Source organism: Baekduia soli, assembly GCF_007970665.1.
Lineage (GTDB): Bacteria > Actinomycetota > Thermoleophilia > Solirubrobacterales > Solirubrobacteraceae > Baekduia > Baekduia soli.
On the sequence record NZ_CP042430.1, the window covers coordinates 1,646,120 to 1,669,664 of the forward strand.

General features: G+C 73.3%; 21 protein-coding genes. 11 read left to right on the forward strand and 10 right to left on the reverse strand.

The window, feature by feature from the left end; all coding sequences use genetic code 11:
* Positions 1-34 precede the first annotated feature (34 nt).
* The gene (locus tag FSW04_RS07600; protein ID WP_228430983.1) at positions 35-1,309 is read left to right on the forward strand and encodes an aspartate kinase; all 1,275 of its coding nucleotides are present in this window, start codon (positions 35-37) and stop codon (positions 1,307-1,309) included.
* Entirely contained in the window at positions 1,306-2,355 is a 1,050-nt protein-coding gene (locus tag FSW04_RS07605) for an aspartate-semialdehyde dehydrogenase (RefSeq protein WP_146917931.1), read from the forward strand. The genes FSW04_RS07600 and FSW04_RS07605 overlap by 4 nt, the downstream gene beginning before the upstream one ends.
* Before the next feature lie 503 nt (positions 2,356-2,858).
* Here the strand turns inward: FSW04_RS07605 and FSW04_RS07610 are convergent.
* From FSW04_RS07610 to FSW04_RS07625, 4 genes are all read right to left on the reverse strand, one after another.
* Positions 2,859-3,776, reverse strand: coding sequence for a CoB--CoM heterodisulfide reductase iron-sulfur subunit B family protein (locus tag FSW04_RS07610; protein ID WP_146917933.1), 918 nt, complete (start codon positions 3,774-3,776; stop codon positions 2,859-2,861).
* 52 nt (positions 3,777-3,828) lie between these two features.
* On the reverse strand, positions 3,829-4,998 hold the full coding sequence (locus FSW04_RS07615; RefSeq protein ID WP_146917935.1) for a succinate dehydrogenase/fumarate reductase iron-sulfur subunit: 1,170 nt from the start codon (positions 4,996-4,998) through the stop codon (positions 3,829-3,831).
* Positions 4,999-5,000: 2 nt separating this feature from the next.
* Positions 5,001-6,701 carry an FAD-binding protein gene (locus FSW04_RS07620; RefSeq protein WP_146917937.1) on the reverse strand — a complete coding sequence of 567 codons (1,701 nt, stop codon included), beginning with the start codon at positions 6,699-6,701 and terminating at the stop codon, positions 5,001-5,003.
* Between the two features lie 558 nt (positions 6,702-7,259).
* Positions 7,260-8,393 (reverse strand): site-2 protease family protein, encoded by a 1,134-nt coding sequence (locus tag FSW04_RS07625; protein ID WP_187369333.1) that lies wholly within the window; start codon positions 8,391-8,393, stop codon positions 7,260-7,262.
* 113 nt (positions 8,394-8,506) lie between these two features.
* Between FSW04_RS07625 and FSW04_RS07630 the strand changes: the two genes are divergently transcribed.
* Positions 8,507-9,082: a leucyl/phenylalanyl-tRNA--protein transferase gene (locus tag FSW04_RS07630; RefSeq protein ID WP_146917942.1), complete on the forward strand. Its 576-nt coding sequence runs from the start codon at positions 8,507-8,509 to the stop codon at positions 9,080-9,082.
* Positions 9,083-9,084: 2 nt separating this feature from the next.
* Here FSW04_RS07630 and FSW04_RS07635 read toward each other — a convergent pair whose 3' ends face one another.
* Genes FSW04_RS07635 through FSW04_RS07645 form a run of 3 tightly spaced genes read right to left on the reverse strand, consistent with a single transcriptional unit; the run spans position 9,085 to position 11,816 of the window.
* On the reverse strand, positions 9,085-9,489 hold the full coding sequence (locus tag FSW04_RS07635; protein WP_146917944.1) for a nuclear transport factor 2 family protein: 405 nt from the start codon (positions 9,487-9,489) through the stop codon (positions 9,085-9,087).
* 22 nt (positions 9,490-9,511) lie between these two features.
* A complete protein-coding gene (locus FSW04_RS07640; protein WP_146917946.1) occupies positions 9,512-11,191 on the reverse strand; it encodes an acyl-CoA dehydrogenase family protein in 1,680 nt (559 codons plus the stop codon).
* Positions 11,169-11,816 (reverse strand): TetR/AcrR family transcriptional regulator, encoded by a 648-nt coding sequence (locus tag FSW04_RS07645; protein WP_146917949.1) that lies wholly within the window; start codon positions 11,814-11,816, stop codon positions 11,169-11,171. The genes FSW04_RS07640 and FSW04_RS07645 overlap by 23 nt, the downstream gene beginning before the upstream one ends.
* A 266-nt stretch (positions 11,817-12,082) precedes the next feature.
* Here FSW04_RS07645 and FSW04_RS07650 point away from each other — a divergent pair, with 266 nt between their 5' ends.
* Both FSW04_RS07650 and FSW04_RS07655 read left to right on the forward strand, forming a co-directional pair.
* The gene (locus FSW04_RS07650) at positions 12,083-14,260 is read left to right on the forward strand and encodes an NADP-dependent isocitrate dehydrogenase (protein WP_146917951.1); all 2,178 of its coding nucleotides are present in this window, start codon (positions 12,083-12,085) and stop codon (positions 14,258-14,260) included.
* 54 nt (positions 14,261-14,314) lie between these two features.
* Positions 14,315-15,301: a malate dehydrogenase gene (locus FSW04_RS07655; protein WP_146917953.1), complete on the forward strand. Its 987-nt coding sequence runs from the start codon at positions 14,315-14,317 to the stop codon at positions 15,299-15,301.
* Positions 15,302-15,382: 81 nt separating this feature from the next.
* On the opposite strand, the gene FSW04_RS07660 is transcribed toward FSW04_RS07655, so the two are convergent.
* The 3 genes from FSW04_RS07660 to FSW04_RS07670 all read right to left on the reverse strand — a co-directional run bounded on the left by FSW04_RS07660 (position 15,383) and on the right by FSW04_RS07670 (position 17,297).
* Positions 15,383-15,781: a winged helix-turn-helix transcriptional regulator gene (locus FSW04_RS07660; protein WP_146917955.1), complete on the reverse strand. Its 399-nt coding sequence runs from the start codon at positions 15,779-15,781 to the stop codon at positions 15,383-15,385.
* Between the two features lie 110 nt (positions 15,782-15,891).
* Entirely contained in the window at positions 15,892-16,335 is a 444-nt protein-coding gene (locus FSW04_RS07665) for an SRPBCC family protein (protein ID WP_187369334.1), read from the reverse strand.
* A gap of 32 nt (positions 16,336-16,367) precedes the next feature.
* On the reverse strand, positions 16,368-17,297 hold the full coding sequence (locus FSW04_RS07670; RefSeq protein WP_146917959.1) for an NAD(P)H-binding protein: 930 nt from the start codon (positions 17,295-17,297) through the stop codon (positions 16,368-16,370).
* A 284-nt stretch (positions 17,298-17,581) separates the two neighbouring features.
* On the opposite strand from FSW04_RS07670, the gene FSW04_RS07675 reads away from it, so the two are divergent.
* The 6 genes from FSW04_RS07675 to FSW04_RS07700 all read left to right on the forward strand — a co-directional run bounded on the left by FSW04_RS07675 (position 17,582) and on the right by FSW04_RS07700 (position 23,449).
* Positions 17,582-17,863: a hypothetical protein gene (locus FSW04_RS07675; protein WP_228430985.1), complete on the forward strand. Its 282-nt coding sequence runs from the start codon at positions 17,582-17,584 to the stop codon at positions 17,861-17,863.
* 35 nt (positions 17,864-17,898) lie between these two features.
* Complete coding sequence (locus FSW04_RS07680; RefSeq protein ID WP_146917962.1) at positions 17,899-19,005, forward strand: alcohol dehydrogenase catalytic domain-containing protein; 1,107 nt, start codon at positions 17,899-17,901, stop codon at positions 19,003-19,005.
* An 80-nt stretch (positions 19,006-19,085) separates the two neighbouring features.
* Positions 19,086-20,021 carry a LysR family transcriptional regulator gene (locus FSW04_RS07685; protein WP_146917964.1) on the forward strand — a complete coding sequence of 312 codons (936 nt, stop codon included), beginning with the start codon at positions 19,086-19,088 and terminating at the stop codon, positions 20,019-20,021.
* Between the two features lie 23 nt (positions 20,022-20,044).
* Positions 20,045-20,530, forward strand: a complete 486-nt coding sequence (locus tag FSW04_RS07690) for an Hsp20/alpha crystallin family protein (RefSeq protein ID WP_228430987.1) — start codon at positions 20,045-20,047, stop codon at positions 20,528-20,530.
* Between the two features lie 8 nt (positions 20,531-20,538).
* The gene (lon, locus tag FSW04_RS07695; protein WP_146917967.1) at positions 20,539-22,938 is read left to right on the forward strand and encodes an endopeptidase La; all 2,400 of its coding nucleotides are present in this window, start codon (positions 20,539-20,541) and stop codon (positions 22,936-22,938) included.
* A 58-nt stretch (positions 22,939-22,996) separates the two neighbouring features.
* Positions 22,997-23,449, forward strand: coding sequence for a hypothetical protein (locus FSW04_RS07700; RefSeq protein WP_146917969.1), 453 nt, complete (start codon positions 22,997-22,999; stop codon positions 23,447-23,449).
* Positions 23,450-23,545: the final 96 nt, after the last annotated feature.

A 23,545-nucleotide genomic window follows, 5' to 3' on the forward strand; every position in this document is an offset into this window, starting at 1 on the left:
CCGGTGCGCCCACAGCGACTAGCATGGCCCGTCGATGTCGGGCACCATCGTCATGAAGTTCGGGGGCACCTCGGTCGCGGACGCAGCACGCCTGAAGCGCGCGGCCGGGCGCATCGTGGCCAAGCGCGAGCAGGGCTTTCGCGTCGTGGCGGTCCTCAGCGCCCGCGGCAAGGAGACCGACCGGCTCATCGCCGACGCGCTGGAGGTCTCGCCGGTGCCCGACCCGCGCGAGATGGACATGCTGCTGTCCACGGGCGAGCGGGTGTCGTGTGCGTTGTGTGCGATGGCGATCAACGACCTGGGGCATCGGGCGATCTCGCTGACGGGATCGCAGGCGGGCATCGTGACGGATACGAGCCATACCAAGGCCCGCATCCTCGAGGTCCGCGCCGACCGCATCCGCTCCGCGCTGGACGAGGACAGCATCGTGCTCGTCGCGGGCTTCCAGGGCGTCAGCACCGCCAAGGACGTCACGACGCTGGGCCGCGGCGGGTCGGACACGACCGCCGTCGCGCTGGCCGCGGCGATCGGCGCCGATGAGTGCGAGATCTACACCGACGTTCCCGGCGTCTTCTCGGCCGATCCGCGGATCGTCCCCGACGCGCGCAAGCTCGACGTCGTCTCGTTCGACGAGATGCTCGAGATGGCCGCGTCCGGCGCCGGCGTGCTGCAGCTGCGCAGCGTCGAGTACGCGCGCACCCATGGGGTGCGCATCCACTGCCGCTCGAGCTTCGACGACTCGGAGGGCACCCGCGTGGCGTCCGAGGACGCCAGGAGAGACCAGGACATGGAGAACCCCCTCATCACCGCCGTCACCCACTCGCGCGGCGAGGCCCGGGTGACGCTGATCGGCCTCCCCGACAGCCCGGGCATCGCGGGGCGCGTGACGACCGCGCTGGCGGCGTCCAACGTCAACATCGACATGATCATCCAGAACGAGCCGCGGTCGGCCGGTGCGCTGGCCGAGCTGTCGTTCACGGTGCCCCAGGACGACGTCGCCGCCGCGCAGGCCGCGCTGGCGCCGATCGCCAGCGAGCTGGGCATCGAGGTCGACACCGACGACGCCATGGGCAAGGTCTCCATCGTCGGGGCCGGGATGAAGTCGCACCCGGGCGTCGCGGCCAAGGTCTTCACCGTGCTCGGCGAGCACGAGATCAACATCGAGATGATCTCGACGTCGCCGATCCGCATCTCGTGCGTCGTGCCCGGCGACAAGGTCGCCGATGCCGTCAAGGCGCTGCACAGCGCGTTCGAGCTCCAGGGGGCGGACACGATCCGCCCGGAGCAGCCGTTCGGGGAGTTCTCATGAGCCGTTACCGCGTCGCCGTCGTCGGGGCCACGGGCGCCGTCGGCACCGAGATGCGCCGCCTGCTGCGCGACCGGGGGTATCCGGCCTCGGAGATCGTGCCCTTCGCGTCGCAGCGCTCGGCGGGCCGCGAGCTCGAGGACGGGCTCGTCGTGCGCGGGCTGGCCGACGACGACTCCATCGGCGGCTTCGACGTCGCGATCTTCTCGGCCGGCGGGTCGATCTCGCGCGAGTGGGCGCCGCGCTTCGCCGCGCGCGGCGCGATCGTCGTCGACAACTCCAGTGCGTTCCGCATGGACCCCGAGGTGCCGCTCGTCGTCTCCGAGGTCAACCCCGAGGCGCTGGACCACATCGGCAAGGGCATCGTCGCCAACCCGAACTGCACGACGATGGCGATCATGCCGCCGCTGCACGCGCTCCACGTGGAGTTCGGCCTGCGCGCGATGGTGGCCACGAGCTTCCAGGCCGCCGGGGGCGCCGGGCAGAAGGGCATGGACGAGCTCATGGAGCAGGTCCCCGGCCTGCTCGCCGACCCGCTGGCCCTGCAGAGGCGTGGCGCCGAGGCGGCCGCGACGGTGACCGACACGCCGGTGTTCGGCAAGCCCCTGGCCTTCAACGTCGTGCCGCTGCTGGGGACCGACACGGGCAACGGCTACACCGACGAGGAGATGAAGCTCCAGAACGAGTCGCGCAAGATCCTCGGCATCGAGGACCTCGCCGTCTCGCCGACGTGCGTGCGCGTGCCGGTCATGGTCGGCCACTCGATCGAGGTCCGCGCGCAGTTCGAGCGCGAGCCGACGGTCGCACGGGCGCTGGAGGTCATGGGCGCCCACGAGGGCGTCGAGCTCGACGACGTGCCCACGCCGCTGGAGTGGGCGGGCCGCGACCCGGTGGCCGTCGGCCGCGTGCGCCTGGACCTCGGCGACCCGTTCGCGCTGAACCTGTTCGTCGTGGGCGACAACCTGCTCAAGGGCGCGGCCCTCAACACGGTCCAGATCGCCGAGCTGCTGCACGAGCGCGGCCTGCTGGGCGCCCGCGCAGCCGCCTGAGGGCGGGCGCGGGGGCGGGCGCCATCGCCAGTGGCGTTCCGCGCGGCCTGCGGTGGCGGTGCGGGACGTCGGCGACGGGGTGCGCGGCGGTGCCGGCGCGCGGGGTCGTTCGCCGGCGCCGGGGGTCTTGTGTCTCGATGACCGGCGGGTGGCGCGAAGGTGGGGCATCACCCCACGTTCGCGCCATGCGGCGCGGCGGTGCCGGCGCGCGCGGTACGCCCGTCGGGTGGCGCAGACGCGGGGCATGACCCCACGTTCGCGCCATCGGGCCCTCGCGGACGAGCCGCGAGCCGGGCCCTACAGCTCGGTGTCGGGGACGGGCGGGATCGCCCGCCGCAGGCGCTCGCGGGCCGCATCGACGCGTGCGTCGAAGGGTCCCGCGCCCGCCGCGGCCTCGGTCCCGGAGTCCGGCACGATCGTGCGCGGCGCATCGGGACGGACCGTGCGCCGGGGCCGCCGCGTGGGCGGGGTCCCCGGCGCTCCGCGCAGGAGCCGTCCCAGCCTCACCGACCGTCGCCGGCGCCCACGCCCGCGACGACCGACGTGGTCCAGTCGATGACCGAGGTCGGCTTGACGACGTGCTTGTTGAGCCCGAGCTCCTTGGGGTCCAGGCCGAGGGCCAGGCCCACGAGCTGGGGGAGGTGCAGCACCGGCATGTTGATCTCGCGGCCGACCAGGCGCTGGGCCAGCGGCTGCTGGAGGTCCAGGTTCAGGTGGCACAGGGGGCACGGGGTGACGACGCAGTCGGCGTCCGCGTCGGCCGCGTCGCCCATGTGGCGACCGGTCTGGCGCAGCGACGCCTCCTTGTTCATCGTGATGATCGGGAACCCGCAGCACTTGTGCGAGCCCGCGTACTCGATCACGGTGCCGCCGAGCGCCTCGATGACCTGCGCGAGGTAGGTGTCGCGCGGATGCTCGTCGTCGATGCCGAGGCGGTCGGTCGGCCGCACGATGTAGCAGCCGTAGAACGGTCCGACCTTGAGGTCGGTCAGCGGCCGCCGCACGCGTGACCGCAGCTCGTCCAGGCCGAGCTCCTCCACGAGCACCCAGAGGAAGTTCTTGTTGCTGATCCCCGGCTCGTAGTGCAGGCCGTGCTTCTCCAGCGTGCCGTTGATGTGCCCGCGGTACTCGGCCGACGCGTCCAGGCGCTCCTGGCACTCGCCCTGCGCGCCCTGGCAGGTCGAGCAGATGTTCATCATCAGGTCGGCGCCCTCGACCGCCTGGGCCAGCGCGAACGTCCGGGCGTTGAGCGTGTCGGCGAGCTCGGTGTTGTGCTCGGCGATCACGCCGGCCCCCGTGCAGCAGGCACGGTCCAGCGGCACGAGCTCGATGTCGAGCAGCGGCGCCACCGCGGCCATCGATCCGTGCAGCTCCGGGGTGAAGCCACGGCTCACGCAGCCGGGCCAGTACGCAACCTTCATGAGCGGTGGTCCTTCTCGGGCGTCCGACCCGTGGTTGTGGCGGCGACCTTCATCAGGCGTTGTCCTCCGACTTCGCGTCCCCGGTGGCTTCGACGCGCTCCTGCGGCGAGTCCTCGTTGTCCTCGTCGCGGCCGGAGATGTACAGGTTGTATTCGATGCGCTTGTCGCGGCCCTCGATCTCGTCGTAGATCGCCTGGACCTGCTTGAGGTCGGCCGGCGGGATCTTGTGGGGCTTGACGGCGCCCATGATCGTGACCTTGCGACGCATGACGGCCTTGGTGATCGCCGGCAGCGAGCTGGCGAGCTCCAGTCCGGCGGGCGGCGCGAACTTGCCGAACCACGAGTTGCCGCCGTAGGAGCGGGGCAGCAGCTCGGCCTCCCACAGCAGGCCGTAGTTCTTGATCAGCGTGACGAAGGCGGCCTCGTGGCGCTCGCCGTTGTTGCGGTCGACGATGTGGTGGTCGCCGGTGGCACGGCGCCGCAGGCGCATGATCTGGTTCATCGGCGCCACGCCCTTGGGGCAGGCCTCGATGCACTTGAAGCAGTGCGTGCAGTCGTAGATGCCGTGCGGGTCCTCGGCGAGGTCCATGAGGCGCTCGCGCTGCTCGGCGTCGCGGGGGTCGCCGACGAACCGGTAGGACTTGGCCAGCGCGGCCGGCCCGATGAACAGCGGGTCGACCTCCATCGCCAGGCAGTCCGACACGCAGGCGCCACACTGGATGCAGGCCATGGACTGCGTGACGTCGACCATCGACTCGCGGTCGACGATGTACTCGCGCTCGGGAATCGGCGTCTTGTTGATGAGCCACGGCGTGACGCGCTGGACCTTCTTCCAGTGGACGGCGTCCATGTCCACGATGAGGTCCTTGATGACGGGCATGTTGCCCATCGGCTCGATCTCGATGACCCCGTCGCGCGACGTGGCCTTCGCCCGGTCGAGGTGCGTGTGGCAGGCCAGGCCGGGCTGGCCGTTGACGCGCACGCCGCAGGAGCCGCAGATCGCGGCCTTGCACGAGCAGCGGATGCCGATGGAGCCGTCGAAGCGGCCCTTGGCCTGCAGGATGCCCTCGAGGACGGAGCGGTGCGGCTCGAGCTCGATCGTGTGCTCGACCCAGTACGGGGCCTCGCCGGACTCCGGGTCGTAGCGGCGGATCCGGAGCGTGAAGCTCTCGGAGACGTCGCTGCGGGTCGGGGAGTGCGCGGTGGTCGGTTCGGCGGCCATGGCTAGTACTTCCTCTCCTCGGGCTGCCACTGGGTGATCGTGACGGGGGCGTAGTCGATCTCGGGGCTGTCGCCGCCGTTGCGCGACAGGGTGATGTGCTTCATCCAGACCTCGTCGTTGCGCTCGGGGTAGTCCGTGCGGAACTGGGCCCCGCGCGACTCCTTGCGCTCGATCGCGGCGACGACGGTGCACTCGGCGCAGTCGAGCATGTACCCCAGCTCGATCGCCCCGAGGACGTCCTGGTTGAACACGGAGCCCTTGTCGTCGACGTAGGCGGTCTTGGCCTCCTCCTTGAGCCGGCGCACGACCTCGAGCGCGTGCTCGAGCCCGGCCTGCTCGCGGAAGACCGCGACGTTGCGGTTCATCTCGGTCCCGAGCTCGTCCTTGATCTCGGCGATCCGGCGGCCCGTCTGGGGCCGGTCGATGATCGACTTGACCCAGGCCTGCTCGTCGTTGAGGCGCGCCTGCTGGGCGGCGGGCTTGGGCTGCGCCATCCCCGCGGCGCGCTGGGCGGCGTGCTCGCCGGCCCGGCGGCCGAAGATGAGCGTGTCCAGCAGCGAGTTGGCCCCGAGGCGGTTGCCGCCGTGGACCGAGACGCAGGCGACCTCGCCGGCGGCGTAGAGGCCCTCGATGGGCGTCGCGCCGTCGATGTCGGTCTTGACGCCGCCCATGATGTAGTGCTGGCCCGGGCGGATGAGGATCGGCTCGCGGGTGATGTCGACGCCGGCGAAGTCCTTGCCGATGTTGACGATCTCGCGCAGCGCCTCGAGCGTGCGCTTCTTGGGGACGACGGTGATGTCGAGGTAGATGCCGACACCGCCGGGCCCGACGCCGCGGCCCTCGTTGATCTCGGTCTGCTCGGCGCGGGAGACGACGTCGCGCGACGCCAGCTCCATCTTGTTCGGCGCGTACTTCTCCATGAAGCGCTCGCCGTTGGCGTTGAGGAGATGCGCGCCCTCGCCGCGTGCGCCCTCCGTGATGAGGAACCCGTTCTCGACCAGGCAGGTCGGGTGGTACTGCACCATCTCCATGTCCATGAGCGGCGCGCCGAGGCGGTAGGCCTGGGCGATGCCGTCGCCGGTGCAGATCAGGCCGTTGGTCGTCGGCTTGAAGCACTGGCCGGCGCCCCCGGTGGCCAGGATGACGTTCTTGGCGGTGAAGATCTCCAGCGTGCCCGTGCGGATGTCGCGGGCGATGCAGCCCGACACCGCGCCGGTCTCGTCCTGCAGCAGCGAGGTCGTGAACCACTCCTCGTAGCGGTCGACGCGCTCGTGGTACTTCATGAGCTGCTCGTAGAGCACGTGCAGGATCGCCTGGCCGGTGATGTCGGCCACGTAGGCGGTGCGCTTGGTGGAGGCGCCGCCGAAGGCGCGCAGGTCCAGCGCGCCGGTCTCGTTGCGGTGGAACGTGACGCCGATGTGCTCGAGGTGCATGACCTCGTGCGGCGCCTCGCGGCACATCACCTCGATCGCGTCCTGGTCCCCGATGAAGTCGGAGCCCTTGACGGTGTCGTACGCGTGCGACCGCCAGTCGTCCGCGGGGTTGATGGCGGCGTTGATGCCACCGGCGGCGGCGACGGAGTGCGAGCGGACCGGGTGGACCTTGCTCATGATCGCCACCGACGCTCCGGCGTCCGCGGCGGCCAGCGCAGCACGCTGTCCGGCCAGGCCGGCGCCGAGGATGAGAACGTCATGTGCAGGCATGTATCAGGCTCTTCGTCTCGAGTTCGGGGTGACGGACTCTATACGTCGGACCCGCCCGGCCACGCGCACGTCGGACGCACGGTTGGCGTCCGGGCGGTGCCCCGGGGGCCCGCGCGAGAGCCGGTCGGTTGGGACGTCAGGCAGATGACGCTCGGCGGTCGGCCCGGGCCGCCGCCCGCCCGGCCCCCAGGGTCCCGGGATGCCCCGTCCCGGCGCCACCGCACCCTCCGAGCGCGCCCGGGTCCGCCGCGGGCCCGCGTGCGCCGACCACGAGGCGCACGACGCTGCACGCGATCCTCGACGAGGGCCCGGTCGCCGACCTCGGCATCGCCGTCGACGGCCAGCCGTACGTCATCCCCCACCCTCCACACGCGGGTGGGGGACCGCGTCCACGCCCGCCCGCGCCGTGGCGAGCTGAAGGGCACGCGGATCCTCGTCATGGACCTCGCGGAGGTCTCGGCCAAGGTCGTCGACGGGGACCCCGTCGACGAGGACGAGGACCACGCGCTGGACGTGTGGGCCGGCGTCGTGCCGCTCGCGCGGGCGGGCGGCCGCCGCTCAGGGGCGCAGCTCGAGGCCGGCGGCCAGGGCCCGGCGCACGTGGTCCAGCGTGACGAGCCCGCAGAGCCGGCCGTCGGCGTCGACGACGACGAGCGCGCCGAGGCGCCGCAGCGCCTCCGAGCTCAGCAGGGACTCCAGCGGCGTGTCGCGCGCCACGTGGGCGTCGCCGTCGGCGGCGGCGTCGAGCAGGTCGTCGACCGGGAGCGTCGGGCGCCCGGACGCCAGCGCCCCGTCGACGAGCTCGGCGCGCAGCAGGCCCAGGACCCGCCCGGCGGCGTCGGTGACGGGGAACCACGGCAGCCGGTAGCGCAGGAAGAACTCGTCCTGGGCCGCCAGCGCGGTCGTCGTGCCGGGCACGGCGACGGGCTCGGCGTCCATGACGTCGGCGGCGGTCACGCCGTCGATGCGGTCCGAGAACGCGCTGGCCGCGATGGCCCCGCGGGCGCCGCTGCTGATGAACCAGCCCAGGATGAGCAGCCAGATGCCCGCGAACGGATCGCCGCCGCCCAGCGCCAGGTAGAGGCCGAAGCCCATGAGCAGGTAGGCCAGGCCCTGGCCGATGCGCCCCGCCGCGCGGGTGGCGCGGTGGCGGTCGCCGGTCGCCCGCCAGATCGCGGCGCGCGCGATCCGGCCGCCGTCGAGGGGGAAGCCCGGCAGCAGGTTGAAGGCCAGCAGCCAGAGGTTGACGATCCCCAGCCACGACAGCAGCGCCAGCAGCGGCGTCGTGCTGTCGCCGTGGGTGTAGCTGTCGACGGCCTCGCCGAGGTGCGAGGTCGCCGCGACGCCCCCGAGGCAGATCAGCGCGATGAGCGCGGTGACGGCCGGGCCGGCCGCGGCGATGCGGAACTCCTCGCCCGGCGTCTCGGAGTCGCGGCTGAGCTTGGCCAGGCCGCCGAAGATCCACAGGTCGATGCCCAGGACCTCGATGCCGTTGCGCCGCGCGACGAGCGCGTGGCCGAGCTCGTGCAGCGCGAGGGAGACGAAGAAGAGCAGGACGGCGGCCACCGTGACGAGGTAGGCGACCGAGTTCGAGACGTCCAGCACCGAGTCGAAGAACCCGGAGAACGAGTAGATCATCACGAAGAGCACGACGAACCAGCTCGGGCTCGCCCCGATGCGGATGCCGAACACCCGCGCAAGCTGCACTGATCCTCTGCCGCTGAACATCTGGACACATTGTGCCGCGTGCGACCAGGACCGTGTGGGCGGGGCCGGGGGGCGCACCGCTGCGCCACAGTGTGGGGGTGGACGTCGCCACCATCCTCGGGCTCTACGCCCAGGGGCTGTTCCCCATGGACGAGCCGGGGGCGCCCGACCTGCCGTGGTGGGCCGCCGATCCCCGGACGGTGTTCGGGCTCGACGCCCCGGCGCGGGCAGGGGTCCGCCGCCGCGTTCGGCGCTCGCTGGCCGCCCGGGAGGGCTGGGAGCTGCGCGTCGACGGCGCCTTCGACGAGGTCGTCACCGCGTGCGCGCGCCCGCGGGGACCGCACGACGGCGTCTGGCTGACGCCGCGGATGCACGAGCTCTACCGGGCCCTGCACGCCGCCGGGCACGCCCACACGTTCGAGGTCTGGCTCGACGACGGGCTGGCCGCCGGGCTCGTCGGCGTCACCATCGGCCGCGCCGCGATGCTCGAGTCCATGTTCCACCGCGTGCCGCACGCGGGCAACGTGCTGGTCTCGCTGACGCTGGACGCGCTGGCGGCCTCGGGCTACGAGCTGTGCGACATCCAGACCGCCACCGACCACACGTTGTTCCTCGGCGCCGTCCAGATCCCGCGCGAGGAGTACGAGCGGCGCCTGTGCGCGGCGCTGGGCTGAGGTCAGGCCCCGGTGGCCTTCAGCCCCGCGGCCTCGACCTTCGGGCCGAGGGCCTGGGCCAGCGCGAGCAGCCCCGAGAGCGGGCGGATCATCACCGTGAAGTCCTGCACGAGGCCGTCGGAGCCGGTGCGCAGGAGGTCCAGGCCCTCGAGCTCCCTGCCGCCGACCGCGGCGCGGAAGACGAGCGCCTCGGTCCCGTCGGAGCCGCCGATCTCGTCGGTGTAGCGGAAGTCCTCGAACGTCTCGAAGACCAGCCGCAGCAGCGCGGCGACCGTGTCGCGCCCGACGTAGGGGTGGAAGACCGCCGGGCTGTGGAACACGATGCCCGGCGCCAGCGTCGCGATCGCGGCCTCGATGTCGCCGGCCTCGACGGCGGCGCGGAACGGGTGCGGTGCGGGCGCGGTCATGGAGGTCTCCCGTGGTGGTGCGCTACGCCGCCTGCGGCGCGTGGCGCTCGATGATGGCGCCGACGTCGGTGCCCGCGGGCAGTGTGCCGTAGTGCAAGCCGCCGCCGCCGGCCACCCGCGTGGCCGTGAACGCGTCGGCGACCGCGGCCGGGGCGTGGCGGATGAGCAGCGAGGCCTCCAGGGCGATCGCGAGGTGCTCGACGACGAGCCGCGCACGGTGCTCGAGGTCGTCGGGGCGGGTGAACTCGTCGCGCAGGCTCTCGGTGAAGGCGTCGTAGCGGTCGTCGTGGCCGGCGGCGAGGTCGAGCTCGGCCAGGTAGGCGTCCAGGGCCTGGGGCGTGCGCCGCAGCGCCCGCAGGACGTCGAGGGCCATGACGTTGCCCGAGCCCTCCCAGATCGAGCACAGAGGCGCCTCGCGGTACAGGCGCGGCATGCCCGAGGCCTCGACGTACCCGTTGCCGCCCAGGCACTCCAGCGCCTCGAACGCGTGGTTGGGCACGCGCTTGCAGACGTGGTACTTGCCCACCGCGGTCGCCAGCCGGCGCAGGTGGTCGGCCCCCTCGTCGCCCGCGGCGGCCTCGTCGTAGGCGCGGCACAGGCGCAGCGCGAGCACCGTCGCGGCCTCGCTCTCCACGGCCAGGTCGGCCAGCACGTTGCGCATGAGCGGCTGGTCGACCAGGCGGCGCCCGAACGCCTCGCGGTGCTGCGCGTGCCAGGTCGCCGCGGCCACCGCGGCGCGCATGCCGCCCGCCGCGCCGATGACGCAGTCCAGGCGCGTGTGGCCGACCATCTCGATGATCGTCGGCACCCCGCGGCCGGGCTCGCCGACCATGCGGCCCCAGGCGCGGCGGAACTCGACCTCCGACGACGCGTTGGAGCGGTTGCCCAGCTTGTCCTTCAGGCGCTGCAGCTGGAAGCCGGCGTTCTTGGCCCCGTCGGGCAGGAAGCGGGGGACCGCGAAGCACGACAGGCCCTCGTCCGTCTGGGCCAGCACGAGGAACAGGTCGCTCATCGGCGCGCTGCAGAACCACTTGTGGCCGACGAGCAGGTACTCGGCGCCCGCGCCCGTGGCGGCGCCCGCGGGCAGCGCGATCGTCGTGTTGGCCCGCACGTCCGAGCCGCCCTGCTTCTCGGTCATCGCCATCCCGCAGATCGCTCCGGGCTTCTGGTCGGCGGGCCGCAGCGCGCCGTCGTAGCCGCGGGCGGTCAGGCGCGGCACCCATTCCTGCGCGACCTCGGGCGTGGCCCGCAGCGCGGGGACGGCGGCGTAGGTCATCGTGATGGGGCAGCCGAAGCCCGCCTCGGCCTGGGTGCCGCTGAGGTAGATCGCCGCGCGCGCGACATTGGCCCCCGGCCGCGGGTCGTTCCAGGGCAGCGCATGCATCTCGTCGTGCACCCCTCGGGCCATGAGGCGGTGCCAGGAGGGGTGGAACTCGACGGCGTCCAGGCGGTTGCCCTGGCGGTCGTGGGTGTGCAGCACCGGCGGGTGCTCGTTGGCCTCGAAGCCCCAGCGGATCGGCTCAGCGCCCCAGAACGCGCCGGCCTCGGCGGCGCGCGCGTGCGCCCAGCCGCCGCCCTCGCGCTCCAGGCCCTCGACGAGCGCGGCGTGGTCGAGGTAGAGGTTGCGCCCCTCCATCGGGGGCACCTGGTTGAGGACCTCGTGGGTGGCGCCGAGGGCGTCAGGCCGCGTGATGGTGGACATCGGCGTCGTGCTCCTGGTCGGTGGTGGCCCGCAGGCAGAACGTGACGAGCCCCTGCAGGAGCGCGCCGGCGTCGCGGGCCGGGGTGGTGGGGGAGGCGGGGGCGACCCAGTCGACGAGCGCCTCGCCGACCGCGCCGACGAGCGCGGTGGCGGTCAGCCCGGCGTCCTGGGCGGGCAGCTGCCCGCGGGCGATCCCGTCGCGGATCGTGGCGGCGAAGACGGCGGCGTAGGCGCGGCGGAAGGCCAGGCGCTCGGCCTCGACGGCCGGGTCGACGGGCTCGGCGAGCAGCGCCCAGGCCAGGCGCCGGCTGCGCAGCGCGCGGCGGGCGAACGTCCGGACGGCCTCGGCCAGCGCGTCGCGCGCGTCCTCGCGGCCGGCCGTCGCGGAGGCGACGGCGTCGACCTCGCGCCGGGCGGCCCGCCGGAAGACCTCGACGAGCAGGTCGGCCTTGGACGGGAAGTGGCGGTAGACCGTGCCGGTCGCCACGCCGGCGCGGCGGGCGACGGCCGCGACCTGCGCCTCGCGATAGCCGCCATGGGCGACGAGCTCGGTCGCCGCGTCCACGATGACGCCGCGCGCGGCGACGCGCCGGGCCTCCGTGCGCTCGGTGGGGCGGTACGGCACGGGAAGGAGTGAACCATGGTTCACTCCTTCCCGTCAAGGCCCGGCGCGCTCAGCGCCGCGAGCCGGACTTCTCCGGGGCGCCGGACTCCGGCACCGGCCAGCAGCGACGTACGGCGCGGCGCTCATACCGGGCCAGCTCGAGCGGACCCACCCCGGTGCGGAGCAGCTGACGCTGCGCGACCTCGCCCGCAACCTCCGCCGGGACCCGGCCCGGGCCACCCGGTCGATAGCGTTCGCCGCCCTCCGACAGCGAAACCAGGGTCCCCATGAAGATCATCTACACCCACACCGACGAGGCGCCGGCGCTGGCGACGAGGTCGCTGCTGCCGATCGTCGAGGCGTTCGCCGCCACGGCCGGCGTGGAGCTCGAGCTGCGCGACATCTCCCTCTCGGGCCGCATCCTGGCCCAGTTCCCCGACCTCCTGGCCCCGGATCAGCGGGTCCCCGACGCGCTGGCCGAGCTCGGCGAGCTGGCCCGCACGCCCGAGGCCAACATCATCAAGCTGCCGAACATCAGCGCCTCGGTGCCCCAGCTCAAGGCCGCGATCGCCGAGCTGCAGCAGCAGGGCCACGCGATCCCGGACTACCCGGAGGACCCGTCCACCGACGCCGAGCGCGACGTCCGCAGCCGCTACGACGCCGTGAAGGGCAGCGCGGTCAACCCCGTCCTGCGCGAGGGCAACTCCGACCGCCGCGCGCCCGCGTCGGTGAAGGCGTTCGCCCGCAAGCACCCGCACTCGATGGGCGCATGGTCGGCCGACTCCCGGACCCACGTCGCCACCATGGACGACGGCGACTTCCGCTCCACCGAGCGCTCGGTCACCGTCGCGCAGGCCACCGACGTGCGCATCGAGCACGTTGACGGCGACGGCGCCGTGACGGTGCTCAAGGCCTCGACCCCGCTGCTGGCCGGCGAGGTCATCGACGCCTCCGTCATGCGCCACGCCGCGCTGCAGGCGTTCTTCCGGCAGCAGATCGCCGACGCCGCGCAGCAGGGCGTGCTCTTCTCCGTGCACCTCAAGGCCACCATGATGAAGGTGTCCGACCCCATCATCTTCGGCCACGCCGTCCGCGCGTTCGTCGGCGACGAGGTCTTCGCCGGCCTGGGCGACGTCAGTCCCAACGACGGGCTGGCCAGCCTCCTCGGCGCCCATCCCGAGGCCCAGGAGGCCGTCGACCGCGCGCTCTCCGACGGCCCCGCGCTCTACATGGTCGACTCCGACCGCGGCATCACGAACCTGCACGCCCCGAGCGACGTGATCGTGGACGCCTCGATGCCCGCGCTCATCCGCGCCTCCGGCCAGGGCTGGGACGCCGCGGGCGCCCAGCAGGACACGAAGTGCGTCATCCCCGACTCGAGCTACGCGGCGCTCTACGCCGAGACGATCGCGCACTGCAGGGAGCACGGCGCCTTCGACCCGGCCACGATGGGCACCACGCCCAACGTCGGCCTCATGGCCCAGAAGGCCGAGGAGTACGGCTCGCACGACAAGACGTTCGAGATCGCGGCGGCCGGCGTCGTGCGCGTCGTCGACGCCGACGGGGCCACGCTGCTGGAGCACGACGTGCAGCCGGGCGACATCTGGCGCATGTGCCAGACCAAGGACGCGCCGATCCGGGACTGGGTCGCCCTCGCGGTGGGGCGCGCCCGGGCGACCGGCGCCCCCGCCGTGTTCTGGCTCGACGAGACCCGCGCCCACGACGCCGAGGTGCTCCGCAAGGTCCGCCCGGCCCTGGAGGCGCTGGACACCGACGGCCTGCAGATCGAGATCCTCCCCGTCGCCGAGGCCGCCCGCTTCACGCTGGAGCGCGCCCGCCGCGGCGAGGACACCATCTCGGTCACGGGCAACGTGCTGCGCGACTACCTCACCGACCTGTTCCCGATCCTCGAGCTGGGCACGAGCGCGAAGATGCTCTCGATCGTCCCGCTCATGAACGGCGGCGGGCTGTTCGAGACCGGGGCCGGCGGCTCGGCGCCCAAGCACGTCCAGCAGTTCCTCAAGGAGGACCACCTGCGGTGGGACTCGCTCGGGGAGTTCCTGGCGCTCGCGGTCTCCCTGGAGATGCTCGCCCAGAAGACCGGCAACGCGCGCGCCCAGCTGCTGGCCGACACGCTGGACCGGGCCACGGGCAGCGTGCTGGAGGAGGGCCGCTCGCCGTCGCGGCGCTGCGGCGAGCTCGACAACCGCGGCAGCCACTTCTACCTCGCGCTGTACTGGGCCCAGGAGCTGGCGGGCCAGGACCAGGACGCGGAGCTGGCCGCGCGCTTCGCGCCGCTGGCCCGGCGCCTGGCCGAGGCCGAGACCACGATCGTGGAGGAGCTCAACGCCGTCCAGGGCTCGCCGGTGGACGTCGGCGGCTACTTCCGGCCCGACCCCGAGCGGGTCGAGGCGGCCATGCGGCCCAGCGCGACCCTCAACGCCGCGCTGGCCGAGTTCGCCTGACCCGGGCGGGGGCCTCGACGCCGCTGCGGTGCCGGCACCGATAGGTTTGGAGGCATGTCCAAGACTGTCACGGTGACCGGCGCCGCAGGCGCCATCGGATACGCCCTCCTCTTCCGCATCGCCTCCGGCCAGCTCGTCGGGCCGGACGAGAAGGTCCGCCTGCGCCTCCTGGAGATCGAGCCGGCGCTGAAGGCCGCCGAGGGCACCGCCATGGAGCTCGTCGACTGCGCCTTCCCGCTGCTGGAGGCCATCGACATCACCGCCGACCCCAACGAGGCGTTCGACGGCGCGAACATCGCCATGCTCGTCGGCGCGCGCCCGCGCACGAAGGGCATGGAGCGGGCCGATCTCCTCGAGGCCAACGGCGCGATCTTCCAGCCACAGGGCAAGGCCATCAACGACCACGCGGCCGACGACATCAAGGTGCTCGTGGTGGGCAACCCCGCCAACACGAACGCGCTCATCGCCATGAACAACGCGCCCGACGTCCCGCGCGAGCGCTTCACCGCGATGACGCGCCTGGACCAGAACCGCGCCTACGGCCAGCTCGCCGCCAAGCTGGCGATCCCGCTGACCGACATCGAGGACCTCGTGATCTGGGGCAACCACTCCCCGACGATGTTCCCCGACCTGTTCAACGCCAAGATCAAGGGCCCGCCCTCCCAGAAGGCCGTCGACGCCGTCGACGACATGGCCTGGTACGAGAACGAGTACCTGCCCAACGTCGGCAAGCGCGGCGCCGCGATCATCGAGGCGCGCGGCGCGTCCTCGGCGGCCAGCGCCGCCAACGCGGCGATCGACCACATCCACGACTGGGTGCTGGGCGCCGACGGCCTGGTCTCCATGGCCGTGCCCTCCGGCGGGCAGTACGGCGTGCCGGACGGTCTGGTCTCGAGCTTCCCGGTGCGCGTCAGCGGCGGGGACTACGAGATCGTCGAGGGCCTCGAGGTCGGCGAGTTCGCGCAGTCCAAGATCGACATCACGGTCAACGAGCTCAAGGAGGAGCAGGCCGCGGTCAAGTCGCTCGGCCTGATCGGTTAGGGCCGGCGGACGACCGAGGCGCGGGTGTTCGCCCCCTGGGGCGAACACCCGGTGAGCCTGGGCAAGCGCTCTGCGCGAGTCCTAGGCCGCCTCCATGGGGTGCCAGCCCCGGCCCTCCTTGCGGACCATGCCCTCCTTCTGCAGGGCGGGCAGCACGCGGTAGAGGTAGTTCTGCTGGATGCCCATCTGCTCGGCCAGGTCGGGGATCGTGATGCCCGGCGTGGCCCGCACGAGCTCCAGCGCCTGGCGGCCGCGCGTGCCCGAGCCGCGCGGGCGCCCGCGGCGCCCGGAGCCGTCGCCGCCCGACCCGTTGCCGGCGGTCGCGCGCCGACGCGGCGCCGGCGGGGCGGCCGGCCGGGCGCCGACGCCGTCGAGCGCCTGCACCGCGGCCTCCAGCCGGTGGTACTCGTCCACCAGGGGCCGCAGCTCCTTGATGCGCTCCTGCATCTCGCGCCGCTTCTCGTCCAGGAAATCCGCCATGGGTGTTGCCTTCCCGCCACTGCCGTCGTGTTTTCAGTTAACGACAGTGTCACAGCTCGCCGCTGAAGGCCAACAGGTGAAGCGGTGACTGCGCGACGCGGGTGTGACCGTCAGCCGCGGCCGTCGCCGTGTTCCATCAGGCGCTTGAGGCGCAGCAGGGAGGCGTTGGCCTCCTTGGCGGGCAGGCCGCCGACGATCGCGCGGCTGGCCACGGCGCCGAGCGGGCCGAGCGGCACCTTGAACTCGTTGCGGTAGTCGAAGCGCGTGCCGCCCCGCCCGTTGTCGGCCAGGCGGTACTCGGTCTCGGCGTGCGAGCGCGCCGGCCCGCGGCCCTTCCACTCCGCGTGGTGGGGCGCGTCGTTGGTGGCCAGGTACCACTTCACCTTGAAGTTGGCACCCCGCAGGTGCAGGACCTGCTCCATCTCGTCAGGGGAGTGCGACACCAGCTTGCGGTGGATCGTCACCCAGTCCTGAAGGCGGCGCGGGTCCATCACCGTCGCCCAGACGTCTTCCACGGGTGCGTCGATGTCGATGCTGGCCAGCACTTCGCTCACGTGTCCGCCAATCTACCCGTGGGGCCCGCCGTTCAGCGCGCCCGGAGCTCCTCGACGGCCTCCCAGTCGCGCAGCGCGCGCTCGATCGCGGCGTTCAGGCGGTGCAGCCGGACGCCCAGAGTGGGCGCCGCGCGGTCGTCGCGCGGCAGCAGGTCCCCGTCGAGCCCCTCCATGAGCGGTCCGATGAGCGCGTGGTCCTCGCCGGCGATCGCGGCCGCCACGCGGCTGGCGATCGGCGTGAGCGAGAAGCCCAGGGGGATCGGCGCGCGCCCGACCAGCAGCGCGTCGCGGATGCGGGTGATGAGCTCGCCGTAGGTCACGGTGTCGGGCCCGGCGATGTCGAGCGACACCGGCCCGTCGACGGCGTCCGACGTCGCGCCCGCGACGAGGAAGGCCAGCACGTCGCGCCCGTCGATCGGCCGCGTGCGGTGCTCGCGCCACGACGGCAGCGGCATGACGGGCACCCGCTCGACGAGGCGCACGAGGAAGCGGAAGGAGCGCGAGCGGGCGCCGATGACGATCGAGGCGCGCAGCGCCAGCGCCTCGGGCGCGGCCTGCAGCAGCGTGCGCTCGACCTCCAGGCGGCTGGCCAGGTGCGCCGAGGCCGGCCCCTGCGTGGGCACCAGGCCGCCGAGGTAGACCACGCGCCGCACGCCGGCGGCGCGCGCGGCCGCGGCGAAGCGCGCGGCGGCCACGCGGTCGCGCGCCTCGAAGCCGCCCCCGCCCGCGGCGGCCTCCATCGAGTGGATGAGGAAGTAGGCGACCTCGACGCCGTCCAGGGCCTCCGCGAGGCCCGCGCCGCTGACGGCGTCACCGACGACGACCGGCACGCCGGTCACGCCCGCGGCGGCCACGCGACCCGGGTCGCGGGCGAAGGCACGCACGTCCATCCCCGCCCGCTGCAGGCGGGGGACCAGCGCGGCCCCGACGTAGCCGCTGGCGCCGGTGACGAGGACGGTCATGAGCGGGCCATGGTGACCGACGCGGAGCCGCGCCGGGCGCACCTGGCGTCCCCGCAGCCGTCCGGCCGCAGCGGCGGCGGCCAAGATGCAGGGGTCGGGTAGCAGGTCGGCGCGGTGCGTGGCGGGCATCGGCCCGACGTCCCCGCAAACACCGGCAAACGGCGCCCGATTCCCGCTCCGTACAGGTATTTCGACCCGTTTGTCGGCGTTTGCGACAACGGCCCGAGGCGATCCGTGCGATTTGCGGGAATCGACGTTGCGGCCGATCCCGCGGACGTGTTTCGATGCTCGTCGTGGCGACCGAGACGATCGAGCGTGAGCAGGTGCGGGCGACGAAGGCCAAGGGGCGTGGGCGGGCTCCCGTCGCAAGCTGCGAGGACTGCTTCTTCCGCCGCAACCTGCTGTGCGCGCTCGACCTCGAGGATCCCTGCGCGACGTTCCGTCCCGACCATCCCGAGGGCCTGCGCCCGCCGCGCCAGCTGCGCTTCCACTTCCGCCAGCCCGGGCGCACGACCGCGGCGTGGGCGTTCCCCAGCGCCGACGAGCAGGCCTCGCTGCACGCCTGAGCCCGCCCGCGCCGCGTCGGGCTAGGGTCCCCGGCATGAAGATCCGCGCCGCCGTCCTGGAGGAGTTCGGCCAGCCCCTGGCCATCGGAGAGGTCGAGCTCGACGGGCCGGGGCCGGGCGAGGTCCTCGTGCGCCTCGCGGCCTGCGGGGTCTGCCACACCGACATGTACACGGCCAGCGGGGCCGACCCGTCGGGCTACGCGCCGACGGTGCTCGGCCACGAGGGCGCCGGCGTGGTGGAGGCCCTCGGCGAGGGCGTGTCGTCGCTGGCCGTCGGCGATCACGTCGTCACCCTGTTCTCGCCGCAGTGCCGCGAGTGCCTGCACTGCCGCAGCGACAAGACCAACCTCTGCCTGGCCATCCGCGAGCAGCAGAACCTCGGCCACCTGCCCGACGGCACGACGCGCCTGCACCGCGGCGAGGAGCGCATCCGCCACTTCATGGGCACGAGCACGTTCGCCGAGGCGACCGTCATGCCCGAGATCGCGCTGGCGAAGATCGACCCGGCGGCGCCGCTGGACGTCGTGTGCACGCTGGCCTGCGGCGCGACGACCGGGATCGGGGCCGCGCTCTACGTGGCCAAGGTGGAGCGCGGCAGCACGGTGGCCGTGTTCGGCGCCGGTCTCGTCGGGCTCGGCGCGGTGGCCGGGGCGCGGCTGGCGGGCGCCGAGCGCATCATCTGCGTCGACCTCGACGAGGGGCGGCTGGCGTCGGCCCGCGAGCACGGCGCGACGGAGACGTTCATCGGCGGCGAGGACGCCGTGGAGCGCATCGTCGAGATGACGGGCGGCTTCGGCGCCGACTACACGTTCGAGGCCACCGGCAGCGTGAAGGTCATGCGCCAGGCCGTCGAGTCCGCGCGCATGGGCTGGGGCCTGTGCACCGTCGCGGGCGTCGCCGGGCGCGGCGAGGTGCTCGAGGTGATCCCGCGCTATCTCATCACCGGCCGGCGGATCGCCGGGGCGTCCTTCGGCGGGGCCAAGGGCCGCGACCGCGTGCCCGAGCTCGTCGACCTGTACGTGAAGGGCGACCTCGACCTCGAGGCGTTCGTCACCCGGCGCATCGCGCTGGACGAGGTCAACGACGCCTTCGCGGCCATGGACCGCCACGAGGGCGTGCGGACGGTCATCACGTCGTTCTGAGGGCGCCGCGAGGGCCCGCTCGCTCCGGGCCCCGATCATGTGGGGTGATGAGATCGCCGGGGATGGAATAATCATCCGTGATGCTCGACCTCAAGCTGCTGACGACCTTCCGCGAGGTCGCGCTGCGGCGCTCCTTCAGCGACGCGGCCTCCGCCCTGGGGTACACCCAGCCCGCCGTGTCCCAGCACGTCGCCCGCCTGGAGGCCGCGCTGGGCGCGCGGCTGCTGGACCGCGACGCCCGTGGCGTGAGCCCGACCCCCGCCGGCGAGCTGCTGCTCCTGCGCGCCGCGACGCTGCTGGACGCCGCGCGCCGCGCCGAGGAGGACGTGCGCTCGGCCGCCGGGATCGGGCGGGCGACGGTGTGCATCGGGGCGTTCCCGACGCTGGCCGCCGGCCTGCTGCCTGGCGCCACGCGCGACCTGCGCGCCCGGCGCCCCGACCTGCGCCTCGACGTACGGCTGCTCGAGCCGGCGCACGCGATCGACGAGCTCGTCGTCGGCCGCCTCGGCCTCGCGACGCTCGTGGACTCCGAGCTGCAGCCCATGGGCGTGCGCCCGGGCGTCGAGCACGTGCACCTCTGCGACGACCCGCTGCTGCTCGTCATGGCCGCCGAGCACCCCCTGGCCGGCCGGGCGAGCATCGGCCTCGAGGAGCTCTCGGAGGAGCCGTGGCTGCTGCCCGAGGTCGGCGGCACCTGCGCGGACTCCAACATCGTGCTGCGCGCCTGCCGCGACGCGGGCTTCGAGCCCGACGTGCGCCTGGCCTTCGACGACTACTCCGCGCTGCAGGGCATGGCGGCGGCCGGCGTCGGCATCGCGCTCATCCCGAGCCTGTCGACCGCCAACATCCGCTCCGACGTGGCCGTTCGCCCGCTGCGCGGCCGGGCGCCGCAGCGCCGCATCCAGGCGGCGGTGCGCGTGGGGGAGGCCGACCCGCTCGTCGACCACGTCATCGAGGCGCTGCGCGCCGCGGCGCGGGCGCTGCCGGGTGGCCGCGCGCTCACCGCGGTCGCCTGAGCCCGGCGCGGTACATTCGTGCCGTGGCCCCCGAGCGTGACCTCTTCGCCAACTTCGAATGGATGCGCCGCGAGATGGACGAGCTGTTCGGCGACGTGTTCGGCACCGGCGTGCTCGGTGCCCGCCACCGCGGCGGCTTCTCCCCGGCGGTCGACGTCTTCTACGAGACCCCACCCGGCCCCGACCCGCCGCGCGCGGTCGTCCACGCCGAGCTGGCGGGCATCGACCCCGACGAGATCGGCCTGGACATCGAGGGCCGCGAGCTCGTCATCGCCGGCCACCGCCGCCCGGCCGACGCCGAGGCCGAGGGCCGGGTCTACCAGCAGCTCGAGATCGACTTCGGGCCGTTCCGGCGCGTGATCCCGCTCGGCGCCGACGTCGTGGCCGAGGAGGCCCGCGCGACCTACCGCGACGGGATCCTGCGCGTCGAGCTGCCGCTGGTCTCGGCCGACGCCCGCGCACGGCGCGTCCCGATCGAGATCCCGGACCCCGACGAGCCCGGGCGCTGAGTCCGGCCGTGATCGAGATCAGCTCCGAAGGGGCGGGACGTCCGGTCGAGGTGGGCGCGCGCAACCGCGTGCCCGAGCTGCTCCCCGTCCTGCCACTGCGCGAGGCCGTCCCGCTGCCCGACACGCTGACGCCGCTGGCGATCGGCCAGGAGCGCTCGATCCAGCTCGTCAACGACGTCCTGGCCGGCGACCGCCTGCTCGTCATGGTCGCCTCGCGGCGGCCCGAGCTCGAGGCGCCCGGCCCTGAGGACCTCTACGACGTCGGCGTCGTCGGCGCGGTCGCGCGGATGCTCAAGGTCCCCGACGGCACGCTGCGGGTGCTCGTCCAGGGCGCCCAGCGCGTCCGCCTGACCCACTGGGAGCGCGAGACGCCCTACCTCGTCGCGCGCGTGCTGGAGCTGCCCGACGTCGTCCGCGAGTCGCCCGAGCTCACCGCGCTCATGCGCAACGTGCAGGAGACGTTCATGCGCATCGTCGAGCGCGTGCCCTACCTGCCCGAAGAGCTCCAGACCGCCGTCGCCAACATCGACGACCCGTCCGCGCTGACGCACCTCATCGCCGGCTCGCTGCGCATGCCCTCCGAGGAGCGCCAGGCGCTGCTGGAGGAGGCCGACGTCGCCCGCCGGCTGCGCCGCCTGGCCGAGCTGCTGGCGCGCGAGCTCGAGGTCATCACGATCGGCACCCAGATCCAGGACCAGGTCCAGTCCGAGATCGACAAGGGCCAGCGTGAGTACGTGCTGCGCCAGCAGCTCAAGACGATCCAGGCCGAGCTGGGCGAGTTCGACGAGTCCGCCGAGGAGGCCCGGGAGCTGCGCGAGCAGCTCGCCGACCTCGAGCTGCCCGAGGAGGTGCGCAAGCAGGCCGACCGCGAGCTGCGCCGCCTCGAGCAGCTCCCCGCCCAGGCCGCCGAGCACGGCGTCATCCGCACCTACCTGGAGTGGATCGCGTCGCTGCCGTGGGACACCGCCACCGAGGACGACCTCGACCTCGCGCACGCCCGCGAGGTGCTCGACGCCGACCACTACGACATCGAGCAGGTCAAGGACCGTATTCTCGAGTTCCTGGCGGTCCGCAAGCTCAAGCCGGACGCCCGCGGCACGATCCTCTGCTTCGCCGGGCCGCCCGGCGTCGGCAAGACGTCGCTGGGGCGCTCGGTGGCGCGCGCGCTGGGGCGGCGCTTCGAGCGCATCAGCGTCGGCGGGGTGCGCGACGAGGCCGAGATCCGCGGCCACCGCCGGACCTACATCGGCGCGATGCCCGGGACGATCATCCGCGCGGTCCGCGACGCCGGATCCAACAACCCGCTGTTCATGATCGACGAGATCGACAAGATGGGCTCGGACTTCCGCGGCGACCCTTCCAGCGCCATGCTCGAGGTGCTCGACCCCGAGCAGAACTCGACGTTCCGCGACCACTACCTCGACGTCCCGTTCGACCTCAGCCGGGTCATCTTCATCTGCACGGCCAACGACCTGGACCGCGTGCCCGGACCGCTGCGCGACCGCATGGAGATCATCCAGCTCGCCGGCTACACCGAGGACGAGAAGCTCCAGATCGCCAAGCGCTACCTCGTGCCGCGCCAGATCGAGCGCAACGGCCTGCGCCGCTCCTGGCTGTCGATCGGCGACCGCGCGCTGCGCCGGGTCATCGCCGACTACACGCGAGAGGCGGGCGTCCGCCAGCTCGAGCGCGAGCTCGGCACGATCTGCCGCAAGGTCGCCCGCGGCGTGGCGGAGTCCGTCGGCGCCGACGGCACGGCGGCCAAGCCCGATCGGACCGCCATCACCCCCGAGCGCGTGCGCGAGCTGCTCGGGCGCCCGCGCTTCCACCCCGACGTCCAGCGACGGACCCAGGGGCCGGGCGTGGCGACGGGGCTGGCGTGGACGCCGGTCGGCGGCGACGTCCTGTTCATCGAGGCCAGCAGCACGCCGGGCAAGGGCCACCTCGTCCTCACCGGCCAGCTCGGAGACGTCATGAAGGAGTCGGCGCAGGCCGCGCTGACCTGGGTCAAGGCGCACGCCCACGAGATCGCCCCCGACCTGCCCGGCGCCTGGTTCGCCGACCACGACCTGCACGTCCACGTCCCCGCGGGCGCCACGCCCAAGGACGGCCCGAGCGCGGGGATCACCATGGCCACGGCGCTCGCCTCGCTCATCACGGGCCGCTGCGTGCGCGACGACGTGGCGATGACGGGCGAGATCACGCTCACCGGGCAGGTCCTGCCGATCGGCGGCCTGAAGGAGAAGGTGCTCGCCGCCCAGCGCAACGGCGTGCGCACGGTCATCGCCCCGGCGCTCAACGAGGCCGACGTCGAGGACGTCCCCGAGCACCTGCGCCGGCGCCTGGCGTTCGTGTGGGTGACCGAGATCGGCGAGGTCCTCGCCGCGGCGCTGCAATCCCCGGCGTGACATCCGGTGGGGTCCGGGTATGCTCGCCGCAGGACCCCCGACCACAAAGGGAAGCTGTATGGCCAAGAAGAAGAAGGCGGCCGCGGCCGCCGGCGCTGTCACCGCGGCGCGCCATAACCCGTATGTCCAGCGTGTCGTCGAGGACGACGACCTGCGCGACAACGTCCGCGTCGCGTTCGAGGCCGCCCGTGACGCGTTCGACCGGCTGAACAACGGCAAGACCCCCGCCAAGGTCCTCACGGACGACAAGAAGTTCCACAAGAACGTGCAGACCGCGGCCGAGGCGCTCAAGGACGCCGGCTCGGCGCTGAAGGACGGTCCGAAGAAGAAGAAGCGCGGGGGCTTCGGCCGCAAGCTGCTCTTCCTCCTGGTCGCCGGCGGAGCCGCCCTGGCGATCAGCTCCGACCTGCGCTCCAAGCTGCTCGACGCCCTCTTCGGCGCCGAGGAGGAGTTCGACTACACGTCGACCACCACGCCGTCGTCGACCCCGGCGAGCGGCACCGCCGCCTAGCGCGGCCCGCGCCCGGACACCCGGCAGCGACCAGGGCGCCCTCCGGGGCGCCCTTCTCGTGCCGGGGGTCGCCCGCCGCGTGCTGGCCGGCCAGCT

What these genes read in the sequence shown, in the direction of transcription:
- FSW04_RS07610 (WP_146917933.1), bottom strand. Translation starts at nt 3,776, where the DNA reads ATGAAGGTTGCGTACTGGCCCGGCTGCGTGAGCCGTGGCTTCACCCCG.
- FSW04_RS07635 (WP_146917944.1), bottom strand. Translation starts at nt 9,489, where the DNA reads ATGACCGCGCCCGCACCGCACCCGTTCCGCGCCGCCGTCGAGGCCGGC.
- FSW04_RS07655 (WP_146917953.1), top strand. Translation starts at nt 14,315, where the DNA reads ATGTCCAAGACTGTCACGGTGACCGGCGCCGCAGGCGCCATCGGATAC.
- FSW04_RS07685 (WP_146917964.1), top strand. Translation starts at nt 19,086, where the DNA reads ATGCTCGACCTCAAGCTGCTGACGACCTTCCGCGAGGTCGCGCTGCGG.
- FSW04_RS07680 (WP_146917962.1), top strand. Translation starts at nt 17,899, where the DNA reads ATGAAGATCCGCGCCGCCGTCCTGGAGGAGTTCGGCCAGCCCCTGGCC.
- FSW04_RS07640 (WP_146917946.1), bottom strand. Translation starts at nt 11,191, where the DNA reads ATGTCCACCATCACGCGGCCTGACGCCCTCGGCGCCACCCACGAGGTC.
- FSW04_RS07605 (WP_146917931.1), top strand. Translation starts at nt 1,306, where the DNA reads ATGAGCCGTTACCGCGTCGCCGTCGTCGGGGCCACGGGCGCCGTCGGC.
- FSW04_RS07660 (WP_146917955.1), bottom strand. Translation starts at nt 15,781, where the DNA reads ATGGCGGATTTCCTGGACGAGAAGCGGCGCGAGATGCAGGAGCGCATC.
- FSW04_RS07670 (WP_146917959.1), bottom strand. Translation starts at nt 17,297, where the DNA reads ATGACCGTCCTCGTCACCGGCGCCAGCGGCTACGTCGGGGCCGCGCTG.
- FSW04_RS07650 (WP_146917951.1), top strand. Translation starts at nt 12,083, where the DNA reads ATGAAGATCATCTACACCCACACCGACGAGGCGCCGGCGCTGGCGACG.
- FSW04_RS07600 (WP_228430983.1), top strand. Translation starts at nt 35, where the DNA reads ATGTCGGGCACCATCGTCATGAAGTTCGGGGGCACCTCGGTCGCGGAC.
- FSW04_RS07675 (WP_228430985.1), top strand. Translation starts at nt 17,582, where the DNA reads ATGCTCGTCGTGGCGACCGAGACGATCGAGCGTGAGCAGGTGCGGGCG.
- FSW04_RS07620 (WP_146917937.1), bottom strand. Translation starts at nt 6,701, where the DNA reads ATGCCTGCACATGACGTTCTCATCCTCGGCGCCGGCCTGGCCGGACAG.
- FSW04_RS07700 (WP_146917969.1), top strand. Translation starts at nt 22,997, where the DNA reads ATGGCCAAGAAGAAGAAGGCGGCCGCGGCCGCCGGCGCTGTCACCGCG.
- FSW04_RS07615 (WP_146917935.1), bottom strand. Translation starts at nt 4,998, where the DNA reads ATGGCCGCCGAACCGACCACCGCGCACTCCCCGACCCGCAGCGACGTC.